Genomic DNA, 18,267 nt, shown 5'->3' on the forward strand with positions numbered 1-18,267 from the left:
CCTACGTCAACCGTCCGTCAAGGGCAGGCAGGAATTCCGGATTCGCCCATGTCCGCTGCAAGGTCTCGTCCAGCTGGTGTGCCGGTCGCCAGCCGAACACCTTCCCGATGTGCGAGATGTCGGCGCCGAGGAACGGACGATCGACGGCTCGCGTGCGCGAGGGATCCTGGCGGACCTCGAAATTCAGGCCCAGTACCGACCGCATCCGGTCAAGGATCTCGTCCACCGAATACTGTTGTCCGCTGCCGAGGTTGACGATCTCGCAGTCGACGCCCTCGCCGTTGGTGCCGAGCGCAGCCGCAGCAAAACCTCCGGCAGCGTCCAGGACATCGATGTAATCGCGCTTGGGCCAGGTGTTTCCGAGGTTGATCGACTCGCGTCCTTCGCGCAGCTGAGCAACGATCGCAGGTAGCAGGTGCGGGTTCGTCTCGCCGGGGCCGATCACATTGAAAAGCCGCACGATGGCCGCCTTGATGCCACGCTCGGCGGCGAAGATCTGCACGTACTGTTCTCCCTGCAGCTTCGTGATGCCGTAGATGTCCGCTGGGCCCAGCGCTGACTCGAACTCGCGGTGATCGGCCTCGTCCGGTTGGTAGACGGCACCACTGCTCGCGAAGACGAACCGCGTACCTGGTCGGCAGCTCGTCAACAGATTGACCGTGCCGGTGACGTTGGTCGCCACGGCGTTCGAGGGGTCGCCATCGCATTCCGGGATGTAGTGGATCGCAGCCAAATGCACGATCACGTCGGGCTGGAATTCCTCGACGACCGCGCGCGTGGCATTCGCGTCACGGATATCGACACGCTGAAATCCCCAGGCCGCGTCATCACCCGTCAGCCAGTCGGGTGTGCCGTAGCGCAGCAGATCCGCGACCAGAACCTCGGCTTTCGCGCTCAGCATGGGAACGAGTTCCCTACCGACGAAGCCGGCACCACCTGTCACCATGATCCGCACGTGCGTTCCCCCGCTCTCTCCGTCTTGTCACCGGCTTGTTCCAATGACCTCTTCGGCCCTGGCCTCGAGCTCGTGCGCGACGCCCGACCAGTCCAATGATCTTGCACCGGCGAGTCCCGCTTGGGAGAACGTGTCCCACTGCGCTTGTGCGGTGAGTAACGCCTCGGCGAAATCTGCGGGATCGGTGCCGCACACCACGCCCGCGCCATACTGTGCCACGACCTCTTTGGCGCCGTTCTCGGGGAACTTCGCCGTGACGACGGGCAGGCCACTCGCCATGGCCTCGGCGATCACCCGCGGAAAGCCCTCGCGCTGGCTGGGCATGCCCAACACTGCGGCGCGGGAGAGCAGATCGATCTTCTGCTCCTCGGACACCGAGCCCAGCACCCGCACCCGCGAACCGACGGGCGACCGCCGCGCGTGTTCCTCGATGTCCGCACGCGCCGCTCCGTCGCCCGCGATCACCAGGTCGCCGGCGAATCCGCGTGCGGTGGCGAGTTCGAAAGCATCGACGAGCAGTGGCAGGTTCTTGTGGGGGAAGAGCCGCCCGACGTACAGCGCGCCCGAGCGTTCGCCGCGGTCCGCGGCTCGGTACTGGGTGACCACGATGCCGCTCGGCAACACAGAACACGGACGCCCCGACTGCTCGGTGATGGCCGTGGCCACGGCCTGGCTGATCGCAAAGTTCGCGGCGGCCAATCGCGGTAACCGCTTCTGCGCCGTTCCCACTATTCGGTCGTCGCGAATCTCACACCAGTGAATTCCGCTACGTGCGCGGACATCTCGGGGCAATGCGAGTACATGCAGCAGCGGCCACTCGTTCAAGAGGTGGAAGTCGTAGTGCTGAGGCACCACGTGCCGCCGCACCCAGGCGCTGTACTGGATGATGGCAGGCCAGTTCCGTCGCAGGGCGGGGATGGGTGGGTTGATGTAGCGGTTGGTGAGCGGATGGCGCCGGATGTGTACGCCGTTGACCGTCACGTCGGGATCTAGCCCGGTGTCGTGACCGACGCAGTACACGTCGACCGAATGGCCACGCAGCACCATGGCTTCAGCAAGCTCATTGAAGAAGACCTCTTGCCCCCCGACGTGGGGAGGGTAGAGCTCGGTGAGAAACGCGAATCGCAACGAGCCCCCCCTAGGTCGTCTACCTGCGACGGGGCAATCCGCCGCCCCCATCGGTGCCCGCTCAGTGTGCCATTCGACCCCGCGCGAGCACGGCCATTCGACGTGGAATCTTCAGTCGGGGCGCTGACCGAGCTTGGCCAGGATCGTGTCGGCCGCGGCACCGGTCGAGATATCGGCTTGGCGCTGTGTCACGTGCGCCCAGCCTCTCGACGCCAGGTCGGCTCTGGCCTGCTCGTCGAGGCAATAGGCGCGGATCAAACCGGCCAGCTCGGTGTGATCGTTCGGATCGAAGAACTCAGCGCCGGCGCCGCAGGTTTCCCGCAGTGCCGGGATGCTGGAGCTGAGGACGGCGGTATGCGACGCCATGGCCTCGAGCGGCGGGAGCCCGGCGCCCTCGTTGAGTGAAGGCATCACCAGCAGGTCCGCGGCCGCGACGAGCGAGCGCAGTTCGTCGAATTCCAGTCGTCCGATCATCTCCACGCGATCTCCGAGGGCAGCGGCCTGCGCATGGATGCGCTCGTCGAGTACCTTGACCGAGGCGCCGCTGCCCGCGATCACGAGCTTCTGCGGAATCGCCTGGTGCACTTGGGTATACGCGGTGATCAGCGCTGAAAGATTCTTGTGTCGTTTGACGTTGCCGAGGTACAGAATGAAGCGGTCCCGCACCGGTGACAATTGAGGATCGGCGGGTTCGAACCATGACTCACTCACGGGAATCGGCGTCACGACAAACCGGGCGGTGGGAACGTACTTGGCCAGGGCGTCGGCGGCCGCCCGCGACGGGGTGAAGATTGCCGCCGACCTTCGGGCGACGATCGCCAGCATCACGCGTGCGTACATTCGCCGCGCCCGGCCGTTGCCGCTGATGTTCTCCGGCAACAGGTGGCTGTCGTCGTGCACCGTGCTGAAGAAAACAATTCGACGGTTGGCAGGGCGAGACAGAGTGAATGGAAACGGATAGTGGGGCACCCACATGGCCTTCGGCCGAGTCATCTGCACTGCGCGATTCCATGCCCGCTGCTCGGCGACCGAGTACATCGGCGCGCCCGACGGCTCTGAGATGACGACTGTGGTGGTTTCGGCAACAGGAGGAACGTTGTCACGGTCTGCCAACACGGCGAGGGTGTGGCCCTGCCGAGCAAGAGCCTCTTCGAGCAGGGGGAGGTACACGCCGATGTAGGTTCCGATGCCGCTCTGGTCGATGTGTCTGACATCGAATAACAGATCGATGGCTCCGTTGCCCTGTGCCGGCATCATCGTGCCCCCCTTGGCGCTCATCACCGCGAACCCGAGGTTACCGCGTGACGTACCCGGTCATGTTCCAAATGCGCTGCGCGCCAGACGTGATCGCACTCCACCCCCGAGGTCGTCGTCTGTTACTCATCGTCGCCGTTGTTGTTCTCGCGCCATGCCCGCTCGAACGGCAGCCGCCACGCGTTGGGCGCGATCAGCTGATGGATTGCGTTGGGGCCCCACGTGCCCTGCGGGTATGACTTCACCGACGGCGGGTCGTTGAGTAGCGGCTCCGAGCGCTCCCACAGTGATTCGATGCCCTCGGCGGTGGTGAAAAGTGTGTGATCACCGCGCATGGCGTCCAGGATGAGGCGCTCGTATGCCTCGAGCACGTCGCCGACGGTGTCGATCTCCTGAGTCGAGAATTGCATCGACAGCTTGTCGAGCTTCATGCCGGGCCCGGGTCGCTTACCGTAGAACGACAATGACACCTTGGAGTTGTCGGCCAAGTCGAAGGTCAGATGGTCGGGGCCCTGCGCGCCTACACCGGACCCCGCCGGGAACATCGAACGCGGCGCCTCCTTGAACGCGATCGAGATGATGCGGATGCCTTCGGCCATCCGCTTGCCCGTGCGCAGGTAGACAGGGACGCCGGCCCACCGCCAGTTGTCTATTCCCACCTTCATCGCGATGAAGGTTTCCGTGTCGGAATCCTTTGCGACACCTTCCAAGTCGCGATACCCGGCGAACTGACCCCGCACCACGTCGGAGCAGTTGATAGGGAGCATCGACCGGAACACCTTGTTCTTCTCTTCGCTGATCGCGCGCGGTTCCAGTGCTGTCGGTGGTTCCATCACGACGAACGCCATCACCTGGAGCAGATGGGTGACCACCATGTCCTTGAACGCACCGGTGCTCTCGTAGAAGTTGGCGCGCTCATCCAGGCCGAGGGCCTCGGGGATGTCGATCTGTATGTGATCGATGAAGTTGCGGTTCCAGATCGGTTCGAACAGACCGTTGGCGAAGCGGAACGCGAGGATGTTCTGTGCCGCCTCTTTACCGAGGAAATGGTCGATCCGGAAGATCTGACTTTCGTCGAACGTCTCGTGGACGAAGCCGTTGAGTTCGACGGCGCTGGCCAGATCGGTACCGAACGGCTTTTCCATCACGACCCGCGAACGGTCAACCAGGTTGGCGTCCTTCAGCATCGTGATCACCGCACGTGCCGCCTTCGGTGGCACCGACAGATAGTGCAGCCGCCGGACGTCGGGGCCGAGTTTTTCCTCGGCGGCCGCGACCGCGGCGGCCAGCGCTTCGGGCCCCGCGCCCTGAGGCACATAGGTGACGGTTTCGGCGAACCGCATCCACTGTTCCCTGTTGAGCTTGTGGGTGCCGAATTCGTCGATCGCCTCGTTGGCGATCTCGAGGAAGTCCTCGGTGGAGATGTCCTCGAGCGAGGTGGCGACGATCTGAATGTGGGGTGCCAGTTCGGATTGATCCAGATAGGCCAGGCCGGGAATCAGCTTGCGCCTCGCCAGATCGCCGGTGGCGCCGAACAGGACAACAACGTGCGGGTCGACCGCGTAGTCGTCATGCCGGCCCGGACGCGAGCCGGGATGTGGATAAGAAATGGTCTGCGGTTTGCTTGTCGCCACTCTCGGCATACTCTCACCGGGGCAACTTTCCTGCATGGCTACCGGTGTTGCCGCTACCCCGACATCACAAACCGGACGGCAGACGTCAACCGTTCGCCCCCACCCTGGCTGCCACGCCGTCGAGGAGCTGCCGTAGGCCCGAGTGGAAATCGGCGAGGTGATCCGCGTCGGCTGCGTCGAACACACCGGCCGCCACGGCGGCGGCGAGTGCCGGGAAACGCTCCGCATCGACGAACCGGCGGAGCAGATCGGGGTAGTGCGGGCCCTCAACGTGTGCCGCCTCGATGTGCAGCGCCGCCGCGCCGCGGACATAGTGCAGCACGGCCATCACCGCGGCGAGCTTGTCGCGTTCGGACAGGCCGGTCGGGCCGAGTGCCGCCAGCCCGGCGTTCAGCCACGCCAACTGGCCGGGGTCCGCAGGCGGACCGGCCGCCGCCGCCTGGAGCACCCACGGGTGCCGGTGGTAGATGTCCCACAGGCCCGTGGCCCAATCCGTAAGGGAGCCACGCCAATCCGCCTCATCGCCGATAGGCGGCGGACCCGGCGCCGTCGAGAGCATGAACGTCACCAACTCGTCCTTGTTGGCGACGTGCCGGTACAGCGACATCGTGCCGCAGCCGAGTCGTTCGGCCAAGCGGGCCATCGACAGCGCGGCGAGGCCATCGGCGTCGGCCAGGGCGACAGCGGCCTCGACAATGCGCTCCCGGCTCAGCCCTCGCGGCCGGGTCGGCGCGGTCGGCCCATGCCACAAGATCTCCAGAGCGCGGGGCAGGGGATCGCTCATTTGTTGCCAGCATAAACGATTGCGCAGCCCTCTGCGTATGCCGTACGCTTTATGCGTATGACATACGCATCTTTGTTGCGGGGCAATCGTCTGGCCGCGGGTCTCGCCGTGATCGTCTCGGCTTTTCTGCTGTTCTCGCTGCCGCCGTACTTCACCGGCGGTACCAGGGTGCCTTCGACCTTCGGGCTGCACTATCCGCTGCTGGTGGCCCACGTGATGTTCGGCAGCGTCGCCATGATCACCGCCGTCGCACAGATCTGGCCGCGGCTGCGCAGCCGCGGCCAGTGCTGCACCGTCGGACGGGGCGTGTGTACGTCATTGCGGCCATCCCCGCGGCGGCATTCGCGATGGTGATCGGGGCCGCCACCCCGTTCGGCCCGTTCCTGGCGGCCAGCAATGTGCTGCTGGGCGCGGTGTGGCTGTGGTTCACCATCAACGGGTTCGCAGCGGCGCGACAGCGGCGATTCGCCGACCACCGCAGGCATATGGTGCGAAGCGCCACGGTCGCGCTCTCGACGATCGCCAACCGGATCTGGACGCCGGTGCTTTTCATCTCCCTGCAGCCGTTGCGGGACAGTGTCTTTGACGGCAACGAGGAGCACTATCTGTGGTTCGTAGCCGGGCTGGGCGCTTGGCTGGGTTGGACTATTCCGCTGGCCACCGTCCAGTGGTGGCTCACGCGGAAACCGCAGGGGCCGGCGTCGCCAATTTCTCAGTCTGAGCTCATATCACCGGGGTAATCTCCCCGGCCATGGCGACCGAATTCAACGGCAGAATCGAACTCGACATCCGGGATTCGGAACCGGACTGGGGCCCCTACGCCGCGCCGACGGCGCCCGAGGATGCGCCCAACGTGCTCTACCTCGTGTGGGACGACACCGGCATCGCGACGTGGGACTGCTTCGGCGGTCTAGTCCAGATGCCGACCATGAGCCGCATCGCCGAGCGCGGAGTCCGGCTTTCGCAGTTCCACACCACCGCGCTGTGCTCACCGACGCGGGCATCGCTGCTGACGGGGCGCCACGCCACCACTGTCGGCATGGCGACCATCGAGGAGTTCACCGACGGCTTCCCGGGCTGCAACGGGCGCATCCCGGACGACACCGCGCTGCTGTCAGAAGTTCTCGCCGAGAAGGGCTACAACACCTACTGCATCGGAAAGTGGCATCTGACGCCGTTGGAGGAGTCCAATCTCGCCTCCACCAAACGACATTGGCCGCTGTCGCGCGGATTCGAACGGTTCTACGGCTTCATGGGCGGCGAGACCGACCAGTGGTATCCCGAACTCGTATACGACAACCACCCCGTCGCACCGCCGGGACTGCCGGAGGACGGCTACCACCTGTCGAAGGACATCGCCGACAAGACAATCGAATTCATCCGCGACGCCAAGGTGATCGCCCCCGACAAGCCGTGGTTCTCCTATGTCTGTCCCGGTGCCGGGCACGCGCCGCACCACGTCTTCAAAGAGTGGGCCGACCGCTACGCGGGTACCTTCGACATGGGTTACGAGCGCTACCGCGAGATCGTGCTGGAGAACCAGAAGCGTCTCGGCATCGTTCCGCCCGATACCGAACTCTCGCCGATCAACCCGTACTCGGATGTCAAGGGACCCAACGGCGAACCGTGGCCCGTGCAGGACACCGTGCGGCCGTGGGACTCACTCGGGGATGACGACAAGCGGTTGTTCTGTCGCATGGCCGAGGTGTTCGCCGGCTTCTTGAGCTACACCGACGACCAAATCGGGCGAATCCTCGACTATTTGGAGGAGTCCGGCCAACTCGACAACACCATCATCGTGGTCATCTCCGACAACGGTGCCAGCGGTGAGGGCGGACCGAACGGATCCGTGAACGAGGTCAAGTTCTTCAACGGCTACGTCGACACCGTGGAAGAAGGTCTGCGTCTCATGGACAACCTGGGCGGGCCGGAGACCTATAACCACTATCCGATCGGCTGGGCGATGGCGTTCAACACGCCGTACAAGTTGTACAAGCGGTACGCGTCGCACGAGGGTGGCATCGCCGACACGGCCATCATCTCCTGGCCGAAGGGCATCGCCGCACACGGTGAGGTTCGCGACAACTACGTCAACGTCTGCGACATCACCCCGACGGTGTACGACCTGCTCGGGATCGATCCACCTCTGGCGGTCAAGGGCATCAACCAGAAGCCACTGGACGGCGTGAGTTTCAAAGTGGCCCTTGATGACCCGGATGCGCCGACGGGAAAGGAGTCGCAGTTCTACGCGATGCTGGGCACGCGCGGGATCTGGCACGACGGCTGGTTCGCCAACGCCGTGCACGCCGCGTCGCCTGCCGGCTGGTCAAACTTCGACAAGGACCGGTGGGAGCTGTTCCACATCGAGGCCGACCGCAGCCAGTGCCACGACCTCGCCGCTGAGCACCCGGACAAGCTCGAGGAACTCAAGGCGCTGTGGTCCAGCGAGGCGCAGAAGTACAACGGGCTTCCGCTCTCGGATCTGAACATCATCGAGACGCTGGGACGGTGGCGGCCCTATCTGACCGGTACCAGAGAGTCGTACTTCTACTATCCCGGCACTGCCGACGTGGGGGTGGGAGCGGCCGCGGAGATCCAGGGCCGTTCTTTCGCCGTCATCGCCGAGGTGACGATCGACAGCACTGGCGCAGAGGGCGTGCTGTTCAAGCACGGCGGCGCACACGGCGGGCATGTCCTGTTCATCCAGGACGGGCGACTGCACTACATCTACAACTTCCTCGGCGAGGAGGAGCAAGTGTTGTCGTCGCCCGGACCCGTTCCGCTGGGGACGCACACGTTCGGTGCCGCCTACACGCGCACAGGAACGGTTGAGGGCAGCCACACCCCGCTCGGCGACGCGGCGCTGTACATCGACGACGCCGAGGTGGCGTCGAGAACGGGCGTGCGAGTCCACCCCGGCACCTTCGGTCTCGCGGGAGCCACCCTGAGCGTCGGTCGCAACACCGGATCGCCCGTGTCGCGGGCGTACAAGGCTCCGTACGCGTTCACAGGTGGCACCATCGCCCAGGTGAACGTTGACGTGTCCGGTCAGCCCTATGTGGATCTGGAGCGCGAGTTCGCCCGCGCTTTCGCGAAGGACTGACGAGACCGATGAGAACTCGATCGGCGGTACTCGCCGCGCTGTGCACGGCGGCCCTAGTGGTATCGGCCTGCGGTAAGACCAGTGAAGGTGAGCCTGTCGCCGAGGACGGGGAGACGGTCGCCGAAACGGCGGCGTCGGTCACGATGACCTCGACGCAGACCACGCGGGCCATCCCGACGCCGGAGGCCGACCTCACCGAACCCGGCGTCGTGCCCACCACCCGCACCTCGGTCGCGCCGAACACGGTCACCTGCCAACTGTCCGATCCTGCGCAGGAGGGGGTGACTGCAGCCGTCGCGGATCCCGGGGCGCCCAGGATCACGGTCGTTCTGCCGCAGGGCTGGTCGAAGGAGCAGGCCGACGGCGACGTCGGCGCGAAGCTGACCGGCCCCGACGGGACGTGGGCGACGGTCACGATCGCCAGGACGACGCTGGACCCCGCGGCGGCCTTCAAGCAGTACGCCGACGATGCGATGGCGGCTTCGGCGGTCAGCAGCGTCAGCGTGCTGCCCGCGGACCTGTGTGGATACAGCGGTCAGAAGTTGCTCGGTTCGTGGGCGGATACTCCCGAGCAGGCCGTGGAATTCGGTGATCGCGTCGCGCACGTCTGGACGAACTCAGGCGACTACCTGGTGGCGGTGCATGTACAGGGATCCTCCGGCGCGGGATTCGACCCGTTCACCTCGCCGATGATGGACGATTTCGCCATCGAAATACCCTGAGCTTCGCGGGGTGATCACAATGTCAGTCTGAGAGCGATGCCGTGCACATATAGCCGCGACGACGCTCTCAGCGTGACATTGCCTCGGCGCCGACCGGCGCCCGACCAGCAGCGATTTGGTTCCTCGCAGGTCGTCACCTAGAATCAACGGGTTGCCTTGGGCAGACCTCGGATCTCGTTTCGAAATCCCTGCGTGCTCTTCGGTGACAGCAAGACCGCGCACGTCGGGTCACTGGTGGGCTGTGCCCGCCAGATGTTCAGGCCTGCCGTACGTTCAAATACCAGGTCGAGGAGTTCGAGTGATTCAGCAGGAATCGCGGCTGAAGGTCGCCGATAACACGGGTGCCAAGGAGATCTTGTGCATCCGCGTGCTCGGCGGATCGGGGCGGCGTTACGCCGGCATCGGCGACATCATCGTGGCAACTGTCAAGGACGCCATCCCGGGCGGCAACGTCAAGCGCGGCGAGGTCGTCAAGGCCGTGATCGTGCGCACCGTCAAGGAGCGCCGTCGCGCCGACGGCAGCTACATCAAGTTCGACGAGAACGCCGCCGTCATCATCAAGGCCGACAACGACCCGCGCGGTACGCGCATCTTCGGCCCGGTCGGCCGCGAACTGCGCGAGAAGCGCTTCATGAAGATCGTCTCGCTTGCCCCGGAGGTGTTGTAAGTGAAGGTCCACAAGGGCGACACCGTTCTGGTCGTCTCCGGTAAAGACAAGGGCGCCAAAGGCAAGGTGCTGCAGGCGTATCCGTCGCGGAACAAGATCCTCGTCGAGGGCGTCAACCGGATCAAGAAGCACACCGCGGTCTCGCGCAACGAGCGCGGCGCGCAGTCCGGCGGCATCGTCACGCAGGAGGCCGCCATCGACGCGAGCAACGTGATGGTCGTCGACTCGGACGGCAAGCCGACCCGCATCGGGTATCGCACGGACGAAGAGAGCGGCAAGAAGGTCCGCATCGCCAAGACCAACGGCAAGGACATCTAGAGTGACTCCGACAACCAGCACTGAAGAAAAGACCGTCCCGCGGCTCAAGCAGCGCTACCGCGAGGAGATCAAGGACGCGTTGCTGAAGGAATTCGGCTACGCGAACGTCATGCAGATCCCCGGCGTGGTCAAGGTCGTCGTGAACATGGGTGTCGGTGACGCCGCCCGCGACGCCAAGCTGATCAACGGTGCGGTCAACGACCTGGCGCTGATCACCGGCCAGAAGCCCGAGATTCGCAAGGCCCGCAAGTCCATCGCACAGTTCAAGCTGCGTGAGGGCATGCCGATCGGTGCGCGGGTGACGCTGCGCGGCGACCGGATGTGGGAGTTTCTCGACCGCCTGACCTCGATCGCGCTGCCGCGTATCCGCGACTTCCGTGGACTGAGCCCCAAGCAGTTCGACGGCACCGGCAACTACACCTTCGGGCTCAACGAGCAGTCGATGTTCCACGAGATCAACATCGACGACATCGATCGCCCCCGGGGTATGGACATCACCGTCGTCACGTCGGCGACGAACGACGACGAAGGCCGCGCGCTGCTGCGTGCACTTGGCTTCCCTTTCAAGGAGAACTGAGCAAATGGCAAAGAAGGCTCTGGTCAACAAGGCCAACAAGAAGCCGAAGTTCAAGGTGCGCGGCTACACCCGGTGCAATAGGTGCGGTCGCCCGCACGCGGTTTACCGCAAGTTCGGGCTCTGCCGTATCTGCCTGCGCGAGATGGCGCACGCCGGCGAACTGCCCGGCGTTCAGAAGTCCAGCTGGTGATGAGCGCTTGCGCGAAGAGCGTCAAGCCCTAGTCAGCCAACAACTACAAACCACATCAAAAAGGTTGCGGTAGGCCCCCAAGAGCTTTCGGGGGGAACCGCCGCGAGGAAGGTGAACCGGCTGTCATGACCATGACGGATCCGATCGCAGACTTCTTGACACGTCTGCGCAACGCCAATTCGGCGTACCACGACGAGGTGTCGCTGCCACACTCGAAGATCAAGGCCAACATCGCCGAGATCCTCAAGAGCGAGGGCTACATCTCCGATTACCACACCGAGGATGCCCGGGTGGGCAAGTCGCTTGTGGTGCAACTGAAATACGGCCCGAGCCGTGAACGCAGCATCGCGGGACTGCGCCGGGTGAGCAAGCCCGGTCTGCGCGTCTACGCGAAGTCCACCAATCTGCCGCGCGTGCTCGGCGGTCTGGGCGTGGCGATCATCTCCACGTCGTCGGGTCTGCGAACCGACCGTCAGGCCGCCCGAGAGGGCGTCGGCGGCGAAGTCCTCGCGTACGTGTGGTAGTGGGGATAGGAGCCTAAAGACCATGTCACGAATTGGAAAGCAACCGGTTCCGGTTCCCGCCGGAGTCGATGTCACGATCACCGGCCAGAACGTCTCGGTCAAGGGTCCCAAGGGAACTCTTGAGCTGACGGTGGCCGAACCGATCCAGGTCGCGCGCGACGACGATGGCGCCATCGTGGTGACCCGTCCGAACGACGAGCGCGAAAACCGCTCGCTGCACGGGTTGTCCCGCACGCTCATCGCCAACCTGGTGACGGGTGTGACCGAGGGCTACACCACCAAGATGGAGATCTTCGGCGTCGGCTACCGCGTGGTGGCCAAGGGCAGCAACCTCGAGTTCGCCCTTGGTTACAGCCATCCGGTGTTGATCAACGCCCCCGAAGGTGTGTCGTTCGCAGTGGAGACACCGACGAAGTTCTCGATCTCCGGCATCGACAAGCAGAAGGTCGGCCAGATCGCGGCGAACATCCGCCGCCTGCGCAAGAGCGATCCCTACAAGGGCAAGGGCATTCGCTACGAGGGTGAGCAGATCCGCCGCAAGGTCGGAAAGACAGGTAAGTAGAAATGGCTTCTTCTAAGACTGAGGCGTCGTCACGTAAGGCTGTGGGGCAGAGCGTGTCCGAGGCCCGGCGCGTCTCGCGGTTGCGTCGGCACGCCCGACTGCGCAAGAAGATCGAGGGCACGGCAGAGGTGCCGCGCTTGATGGTCAACCGCTCGTCGCGGCACATCCACGTGCAGCTGATCAACGACCTCGACGGCACCACAGTGGCCGCCGCATCGTCGATCGAGGCGGACGTGCGTGCGGTCGACGGCGACAAAAAGGCCCACAGCGTGCGGGTCGGTCAGCTGATCGCCGAGCGCGCGAAGGCTGCGGGTATCGAGGCCGTGGTGTTCGACCGCGGTGGCTACACCTACGGCGGGCGCATCGCGGCACTGGCTGACGCAGCGCGCGAAGGCGGGCTGAAGTTCTAATGACTCATTACGGAAGGACTGCATGATGGCCGAGCAGGCTGGCGCCGCTCCGGCGCAGGACAACCGCGGAGGCGGTCGTGGTGACCGCGACGGCCGTGGTCGTCGCGACGACCGCGGCGGAGGCCGTGGCGGTCGCGACGGCGGCGAGAAGAGCAACTACATCGAACGCGTCGTCACGATCAACCGCGTCTCCAAGGTGGTCAAGGGTGGCCGGCGGTTCAGCTTCACCGCGCTGGTCATCGTCGGCGACGGCAAGGGCATGGTCGGTGTCGGCTACGGCAAGGCCAAAGAGGTCCCGGCCGCCATCGCCAAGGGTGTCGAGGAAGCGCGTAAGGGCTTCTTCCGCGTACCGCTGATCGGCGGCACGATCACGCACCCGGTGCAGGGCGAGGCCGCAGCGGGCGTCGTGATGCTGCGTCCGGCCAGCCCTGGTACCGGTGTGATCGCCGGTGGTGCGGCTCGCGCGGTGCTGGAGTGTGCGGGCGTGCACGACATCCTGGCCAAGTCGCTGGGCAGCGACAACGCGATCAACGTGGTGCACGCCACCGTGGCCGCGCTCAAGCTGCTGCAGCGTCCGGAAGAGGTCGCGGCCCGACGTGGCCTGACCATCGAGGAAGTGGCGCCGGCAGGCATGTTGCGGGCGCGGCGTGAAGCCGAGGCGCTCGCCGCGTCGGCCGCGCGTGAGGGAACGGCGTAACCATGGCAGAGCTCAAGATCACTCAGGTGCGTAGCACCATCGGTGCGCGCTGGAAGCAACGCGAGAGCCTGCGGACCCTCGGATTGCGCAAGATCCGGCAGTCCGTGGTGCGTGAGGACAACGACCAGACCCGTGGACTCATCAAGACCGTCCACCACCTCGTCGAGGTAGAAGAGGTTTAGCAATGACCATCAAACTGCACGACCTGCGCCCGGCGCCGGGGTCGAAGACCGCCAAGACCCGCGTGGGTCGCGGTGAGGGTTCCAAGGGCAAAACCGCCGGTCGCGGCACCAAGGGCACCAAGGCACGTAAGAACGTCCCGGCGACGTTCGAGGGTGGCCAGATGCCCATCCACATGCGGCTGCCGAAGCTCAAGGGCTTCCGCAACCGGTTCAGGACCGAGTACGAGGTCGTCAACGTCGGCGACATCAACAAGCTGTTCCCCAAGGGCGGCGATGTGGGTGTCGACGAGCTGGTGGCTTCCGGTGCGGTGCGCAAGAACACGTTGGTCAAGGTGCTCGGCGACGGCAAGCTGACCGTGAAGGTCAACGTCACCGCTCACAAGTTCAGCGGCAGTGCACGCGAGAAGATCACCGCTGCGGGCGGATCCGCGACCGAAGTCTGATTGGCGGCCCGCCGCCGAGCTGTAGGTCCAGTTGTCGACAAGGGCCCCTGCCGTTACGGTGGGGGCTCTTGCGTTTCGTCGAATGCGGTAACGCAACGGGTCACGGGCGCGATCTACATTGCGCGTGCCGAAAAGTTCAGGAGCAGACATGACCACTGTCCGTCGTGCCATCGCTGTTGCGATGGTCAGCGCCGGCCTCGCGGTCTTCGGTAGCGCCGCGTCCGCGCACGCTCAGGACGCCGACGAGCAGTTCGAGAAGGCAGTGAGCTCCCTGGGCATCACCGTCGGCCCCGAAACCGATGTCCCGGCGTTGGGCCGACAGGTCTGCGACACGATGACCCGGGAGATGGCGCGCAATCCCAACCCGCCACCGTTGGTACGAGGCATCCTCCAGTCCTTGGTGAACAGCAATCTGACCAAGGAACAGGCCGTGGGCTTCATGCGGGCCTCGGTGAACATCTACTGCCCGCAGTTCTCCCGGTACCTGGGCCGCTAACCCGCACCTGGGTCACTGACCGCACTGGCGAAAGCGGACTGAAATACTCTGTTGCCGTCGTGTTTTCGGTCTTGCCGAGATCGGCAACGTCGCTTCCGGCCAGCGGCCGGAACTGCGACAGGCCGGCCCCCACTTTCGCGCCGGTAGGCTCACAGGATGTTCGCATTTCTGCCCGGCATCCCTGGAATCGACGACTTACGTGCGCTCGGCAAGCGGGTGGACACCGCCCGTCATCACGGCGTCCCCGGCGGGTGTGTGCTTGAGCTCGATCTGATGGCAGCGCCACCGGAAACCGGTGGCTTCGACCCGCTGTCGATGATCACCGCCGGCACGCGGCCAATGGTGCTGCGCGACGTTGTCGCCGCCATCCACCGTGCCGCCGACGATCCGCGCGTGGCCGGGCTGATCGCGCGCGTCCAGCTGAGTGCAGCCGCGCCGGGTCCGGTGCAGGAACTGCGCGACGCGATCTCGGCGTTCAGCGACGTGAAACCGTCGCTCGCGTGGGCCGAGACCTATCCGGGCACTCTGTCGTACTACCTCGCTTCGGCGTTCCGCGAGGTGTGGATGCAACCCTCGGGCACAGTCGGTTTGGTCGGTTTCGCCACCAGTGCGATGTTCTTACGCGATGCGCTCGATAAAGCGGGTATCGAGGCTCAGTACATCGCGCGTGGCGAATACAAGTCAGCCCCAAACCGTTTCACCCAGAACAGCTATACCGATTCCCACCGGGAGGCTGACACCAGACTGATCGAAAGCCTGCATGCCCAGGTCGCGCAGGCGGTATCCGAGTCACGCGGTATCGAGGCAGCCGACGTCGACGCGCTTGCCGACAAAGCGCCATTATTGCGCGACGACGCTGTCACCGGCCACCTGGTCGATCGAATCGGATTCCGCGACGAGGCGTACGCACGTATCGTCGAACTCGTTGGTGCGTCTGACATTTCATCCAAGAACGGCGATGCGGATTCCGACGATGCGCCGCCCCGGCTGTACCTGTCGCGATACGCGAAAGCCACTGTTTCGCGACCCTCGTCACCGCTGCCGCCGGTTCCGGGCCGCAAGGGCAAGCCGACGATCGCCGTCATCACCGTGCACGGCCTGATCGTCAGCGGCCGGGGCGGACCGCAGGTGCTGTCGTTCGGCGAATCAAGCGCCGGCGGTGACACCATCACTGCGGCCTTGCGCGAGGCGGCGGCCGACGATTCCGTCTCCGCGATCGTGTTGCGAGTGGACAGTCGCGGTGGAATGGCGACCGCCTCGGAAACCGTTTGGCGCGAGGTGAACCGGGTGCGGGACAGCGGAAAACCCGTTGTCGCGTCGATGGGTGCGGTCGCGGCATCGGGTGGCTATTACGTGTCGATGGCCGCCGATGCGATCGTCGCCAATCCAGGAACAATCACCGGCTCGATCGGTGTCGTGACCGGCAAGCTGGTCGCCCGGGAACTCAAGGACCGTCTCGGCATCGGCTCGGATTCGGTGCGCACCAACGCCAACGCCGACGCCTGGTCGATCAACCAGCCCTTCACCGATGAGCAGCACGCGCTGGTCGAGGCGGAGGCTGATCTCTCCTACTCCGACTTCGTCGAGCGTGTCGCCTCGGGTCGCAAGATGACCGTCGAGGCCGTCGACGCGGTTGCTCGCGGTCGGGTGTGGACCGGGGCCGACGCGCTGGAACACGGCCTTGTCGACGAACTCGGCGGGTTCCGCACCGCGCTCAACCGCGCCAAGGTGCTGGCCGGCCTCGATCCCGACGACGAGGTCCGCCTGGTCAACTACCCGGGCTCGTCGCTCATGGACATGCTGAGGCCGAAACCGTCGTCGCAGCCTGCGGCCGCGTCGATGCCTGAGGCCCTGGCGGTCCTCGTCGGCCGCTCGGTGGCCGGGGTGCTCAGCCAGGCCGAACGGTCGGTAACCGGCGTCAGCGCGCTCTGGCTGGGCGATTACCGCTTCTAGAACCCCACCCGTCACATGGGATTCTGGCGTAGGTAGCCGTATACCGAGGCGAAGTTCTTGTTGACTTCGTCGGGAATGGGGACCGGCCCACCGAGAGCTCTTGCGCCCCAGGCGATCTGCGCGGTGCGCTCCACCAACGCGGTGACATGCAGCACCTTGTCGGGCCGCGGGCCCACCGCCACCAGCCCGTGGTTGGCGATCAGCGCTGCCGCCCTGTCCTGCAACGCTTTCACTGCGTTGTCGCCGACATCGGGACTTCCTGACGCCGCGTACTCCGCACACCGAATCTCGCCGCCGCAGTACACGGCGAACTCGTCGACGCAGGCCGGAATCGACTGACGGGCGACCGCGAACATCGTGGCCCACACCGGATGACTGTGGATCACGCTGCCGATGTCGTCGAATGCGCGATAGCACGCCAGGTGCAGCGACATCTCCGTCGACGGGCTCCGGCCGTCCTTGGCGGTCAGCACAGCACCTTCGGAGTCGACGAGGACGAGGTCGTCCAGCACCATGTCGGCGTAGTCCACCGACGACGGCGTGATGACGATGTTGCCGTCCTCGCGCCTGGCCGAGATATTGCCCGCGGTGCCCTCGACAAGGCCGCGGCGCAGCATGTCCTTGGCAGCGTCGAGCACCGCGTCCTCGGGGTTGGCGACGTATCTCACCATGTCAGCACCTCCGGGTTGACGATGTGCGCGGGCGAGCGTCCGGACAACAGCATCTCGAGGCCGTCGGCGACGATCTGCGCCTGCCGCGCCTCAGTGTTCCACGTGGCGCCGCCGATATGAGGTGTGAGCACGACGTTGGACATCCCCGTGAGCGGATGATCGACCGGCAGCCATTCGCCGACGAAGTGATCCAGCCCGGCCGCGCCGAGCTTGCCACAGCGCAGCGCGTCGACGAGGGCGTCGGTGTTGTGCAGTTGCGCGCGAGCAGTATTGAGGAACACCGCGCCGTCGCGCATCTTTGCGAACTGGTCGGCGCCGATCATGTCCACGGTGTCGTCGGTGACGGGCGCGTGCAGCGAGATGATGTCGGCCTCGGCGAGCAGGGCGTCGAGGCTGTGGGTGGCCTCGTCGTTGTACGGGTCGCAGGCGATCACCGTCAGGCCGAGCCCCTGCAGCCGCCAGCGCAGCGCTCGGGCCACGGCGCCGAGACCCACCAGCCCGGCCGTCATCCCCGCGACCTCCCATGCCCGAAACCGTTGGTAGGGGATGGTGCCGTCGCGAAACACCTCTCCAGCGCGGACGTCTGCATCGGCGGTCAGCACCTGACGGGTAGCGGCGAAGAGCAGCGCGATCGCCATTTCCGCGACGGCGTCGGCATTGCGACCCGGCGTATTCAGCACCGGCACCTTGACCGCCGTCGCCGCGGCCACGTCGACATTGTTGGGGTCCCCGCGCGTGGACGCAACCGCCCGCAGCGGCAGGTCGAGTACCGGCCCGCTCACCGAATCAGCCTCCACGACAAGGATGTTGGCGTGCTCGGCGCTCGCACGCTCGGCGAGCTGTTCGGCCGAGTAGATCCGCAGCGGGCGTAGCTCGATCCACGGGTCGTACACGACGTCGACCAGTTGGTTCAGCTTGTCGAGGCCGGGACCGCGCAGTGGTGCGGTCACGAGCGCGCGAAGTCTGCTCACGTATGGACATGCTGGCGTACGGTGGC

General features: G+C 65.3%; 23 protein-coding genes. 16 read left to right on the top strand and 7 right to left on the bottom strand.

The annotated features are described in order from the left end of the window. Nucleotide 1: 1 nt before the first annotated feature. The 5 genes from G6N42_RS27455 to G6N42_RS27475 all read right to left on the bottom strand — a co-directional run bounded on the left by G6N42_RS27455 (nt 2) and on the right by G6N42_RS27475 (nt 5,755). Nucleotides 2–946, bottom strand: a complete 945-nt coding sequence (locus tag G6N42_RS27455) for an NAD-dependent epimerase/dehydratase family protein (protein WP_232076726.1) — start codon at nt 944–946, stop codon at nt 2–4. Between the two features lie 36 nt (nt 947–982). After that, on the bottom strand, nt 983–2,083 hold the full coding sequence (locus tag G6N42_RS27460; RefSeq protein ID WP_163735490.1) for a glycosyltransferase family 4 protein: 1,101 nt from the start codon (nt 2,081–2,083) through the stop codon (nt 983–985). A gap of 111 nt (nt 2,084–2,194) precedes the next feature. Beyond that, nucleotides 2,195–3,361 (bottom strand): glycosyltransferase family 4 protein, encoded by a 1,167-nt coding sequence (locus G6N42_RS27465; protein ID WP_232076384.1) that lies wholly within the window; start codon nt 3,359–3,361, stop codon nt 2,195–2,197. A gap of 98 nt (nt 3,362–3,459) precedes the next feature. Beyond that, on the bottom strand, nt 3,460–4,971 hold the full coding sequence (zwf, locus tag G6N42_RS27470) for a glucose-6-phosphate dehydrogenase (protein ID WP_163735493.1): 1,512 nt from the start codon (nt 4,969–4,971) through the stop codon (nt 3,460–3,462). Between the two features lie 85 nt (nt 4,972–5,056). Beyond that, nucleotides 5,057–5,755: a TetR/AcrR family transcriptional regulator gene (locus G6N42_RS27475; RefSeq protein WP_163735496.1), complete on the bottom strand. Its 699-nt coding sequence runs from the start codon at nt 5,753–5,755 to the stop codon at nt 5,057–5,059. 57 nt (nt 5,756–5,812) lie between these two features. Here G6N42_RS27475 and G6N42_RS31615 point away from each other — a divergent pair, with 57 nt between their 5' ends. From G6N42_RS31615 to sppA, 16 genes are all read left to right on the top strand, one after another. Then, a complete protein-coding gene (locus G6N42_RS31615; protein WP_350310132.1) occupies nt 5,813–6,109 on the top strand; it encodes a hypothetical protein in 297 nt (98 codons plus the stop codon). After that, nucleotides 6,064–6,495, top strand: coding sequence for a DUF2306 domain-containing protein (locus G6N42_RS31620; RefSeq protein WP_350310133.1), 432 nt, complete (start codon nt 6,064–6,066; stop codon nt 6,493–6,495). Before G6N42_RS31615 ends, G6N42_RS31620 begins: the two co-directional genes overlap by 46 nt. 11 nt (nt 6,496–6,506) lie before the next feature. Then, nucleotides 6,507–8,858, top strand: coding sequence for an arylsulfatase (locus tag G6N42_RS27485; RefSeq protein WP_163735499.1), 2,352 nt, complete (start codon nt 6,507–6,509; stop codon nt 8,856–8,858). Nucleotides 8,859–8,866: 8 nt separating this feature from the next. Then, a complete protein-coding gene (locus G6N42_RS27490) occupies nt 8,867–9,580 on the top strand; it encodes a hypothetical protein (protein ID WP_163735502.1) in 714 nt (237 codons plus the stop codon). Between the two features lie 298 nt (nt 9,581–9,878). Further along, nucleotides 9,879–10,247, top strand: a complete 369-nt coding sequence (gene rplN, locus G6N42_RS27495) for a 50S ribosomal protein L14 (protein WP_083124662.1) — start codon at nt 9,879–9,881, stop codon at nt 10,245–10,247. Further along, nucleotides 10,248–10,565: a 50S ribosomal protein L24 gene (rplX, locus tag G6N42_RS27500; protein ID WP_163735505.1), complete on the top strand. Its 318-nt coding sequence runs from the start codon at nt 10,248–10,250 to the stop codon at nt 10,563–10,565. A gap of 1 nt (nt 10,566) precedes the next feature. Further along, nucleotides 10,567–11,142 (top strand): 50S ribosomal protein L5, encoded by a 576-nt coding sequence (gene rplE, locus G6N42_RS27505; protein ID WP_163735508.1) that lies wholly within the window; start codon nt 10,567–10,569, stop codon nt 11,140–11,142. Nucleotides 11,143–11,146: 4 nt separating this feature from the next. After that, entirely contained in the window at nt 11,147–11,332 is a 186-nt protein-coding gene (locus G6N42_RS27510; protein WP_006245130.1) for a type Z 30S ribosomal protein S14, read from the top strand. Between the two features lie 125 nt (nt 11,333–11,457). Then, nucleotides 11,458–11,856, top strand: a complete 399-nt coding sequence (gene rpsH / locus G6N42_RS27515; RefSeq protein WP_014209124.1) for a 30S ribosomal protein S8 — start codon at nt 11,458–11,460, stop codon at nt 11,854–11,856. A 22-nt stretch (nt 11,857–11,878) separates the two neighbouring features. Then, a complete protein-coding gene (gene rplF / locus G6N42_RS27520) occupies nt 11,879–12,418 on the top strand; it encodes a 50S ribosomal protein L6 (RefSeq protein ID WP_163735511.1) in 540 nt (179 codons plus the stop codon). A 41-nt stretch (nt 12,419–12,459) separates the two neighbouring features. Then, the gene (gene rplR / locus G6N42_RS27525) at nt 12,460–12,828 is read left to right on the top strand and encodes a 50S ribosomal protein L18 (protein ID WP_163738424.1); all 369 of its coding nucleotides are present in this window, start codon (nt 12,460–12,462) and stop codon (nt 12,826–12,828) included. A gap of 25 nt (nt 12,829–12,853) precedes the next feature. Continuing rightward, a complete protein-coding gene (gene rpsE / locus G6N42_RS27530) occupies nt 12,854–13,525 on the top strand; it encodes a 30S ribosomal protein S5 (RefSeq protein WP_163735514.1) in 672 nt (223 codons plus the stop codon). 2 nt (nt 13,526–13,527) lie between these two features. After that, on the top strand, nt 13,528–13,707 hold the full coding sequence (gene rpmD / locus G6N42_RS27535) for a 50S ribosomal protein L30 (protein WP_083124674.1): 180 nt from the start codon (nt 13,528–13,530) through the stop codon (nt 13,705–13,707). Nucleotides 13,708–13,709: 2 nt separating this feature from the next. Next, nucleotides 13,710–14,150 carry a 50S ribosomal protein L15 gene (gene rplO / locus G6N42_RS27540; RefSeq protein WP_163735516.1) on the top strand — a complete coding sequence of 147 codons (441 nt, stop codon included), beginning with the start codon at nt 13,710–13,712 and terminating at the stop codon, nt 14,148–14,150. A 148-nt stretch (nt 14,151–14,298) separates the two neighbouring features. Then, entirely contained in the window at nt 14,299–14,646 is a 348-nt protein-coding gene (locus tag G6N42_RS27545) for a DUF732 domain-containing protein (protein WP_163735519.1), read from the top strand. 156 nt (nt 14,647–14,802) lie between these two features. Further along, entirely contained in the window at nt 14,803–16,599 is a 1,797-nt protein-coding gene (gene sppA, locus G6N42_RS27550) for a signal peptide peptidase SppA (protein ID WP_163735522.1), read from the top strand. Nucleotides 16,600–16,610: 11 nt separating this feature from the next. On the opposite strand, the gene G6N42_RS27555 is transcribed toward sppA, so the two are convergent. Both G6N42_RS27555 and G6N42_RS27560 read right to left on the bottom strand, forming a co-directional pair. Next, nucleotides 16,611–17,270, bottom strand: coding sequence for an L-fuculose-phosphate aldolase (locus tag G6N42_RS27555; protein WP_410506719.1), 660 nt, complete (start codon nt 17,268–17,270; stop codon nt 16,611–16,613). Then, a complete protein-coding gene (locus tag G6N42_RS27560; RefSeq protein WP_174262179.1) occupies nt 17,264–18,241 on the bottom strand; it encodes an NAD(P)-dependent oxidoreductase in 978 nt (325 codons plus the stop codon). Before G6N42_RS27560 ends, G6N42_RS27555 begins: the two co-directional genes overlap by 7 nt. Nucleotides 18,242–18,267 lie beyond the last annotated feature (26 nt).

This window comes from Mycobacterium gallinarum, assembly GCF_010726765.1.
Classification (GTDB): domain Bacteria; phylum Actinomycetota; class Actinomycetes; order Mycobacteriales; family Mycobacteriaceae; genus Mycobacterium; species Mycobacterium gallinarum.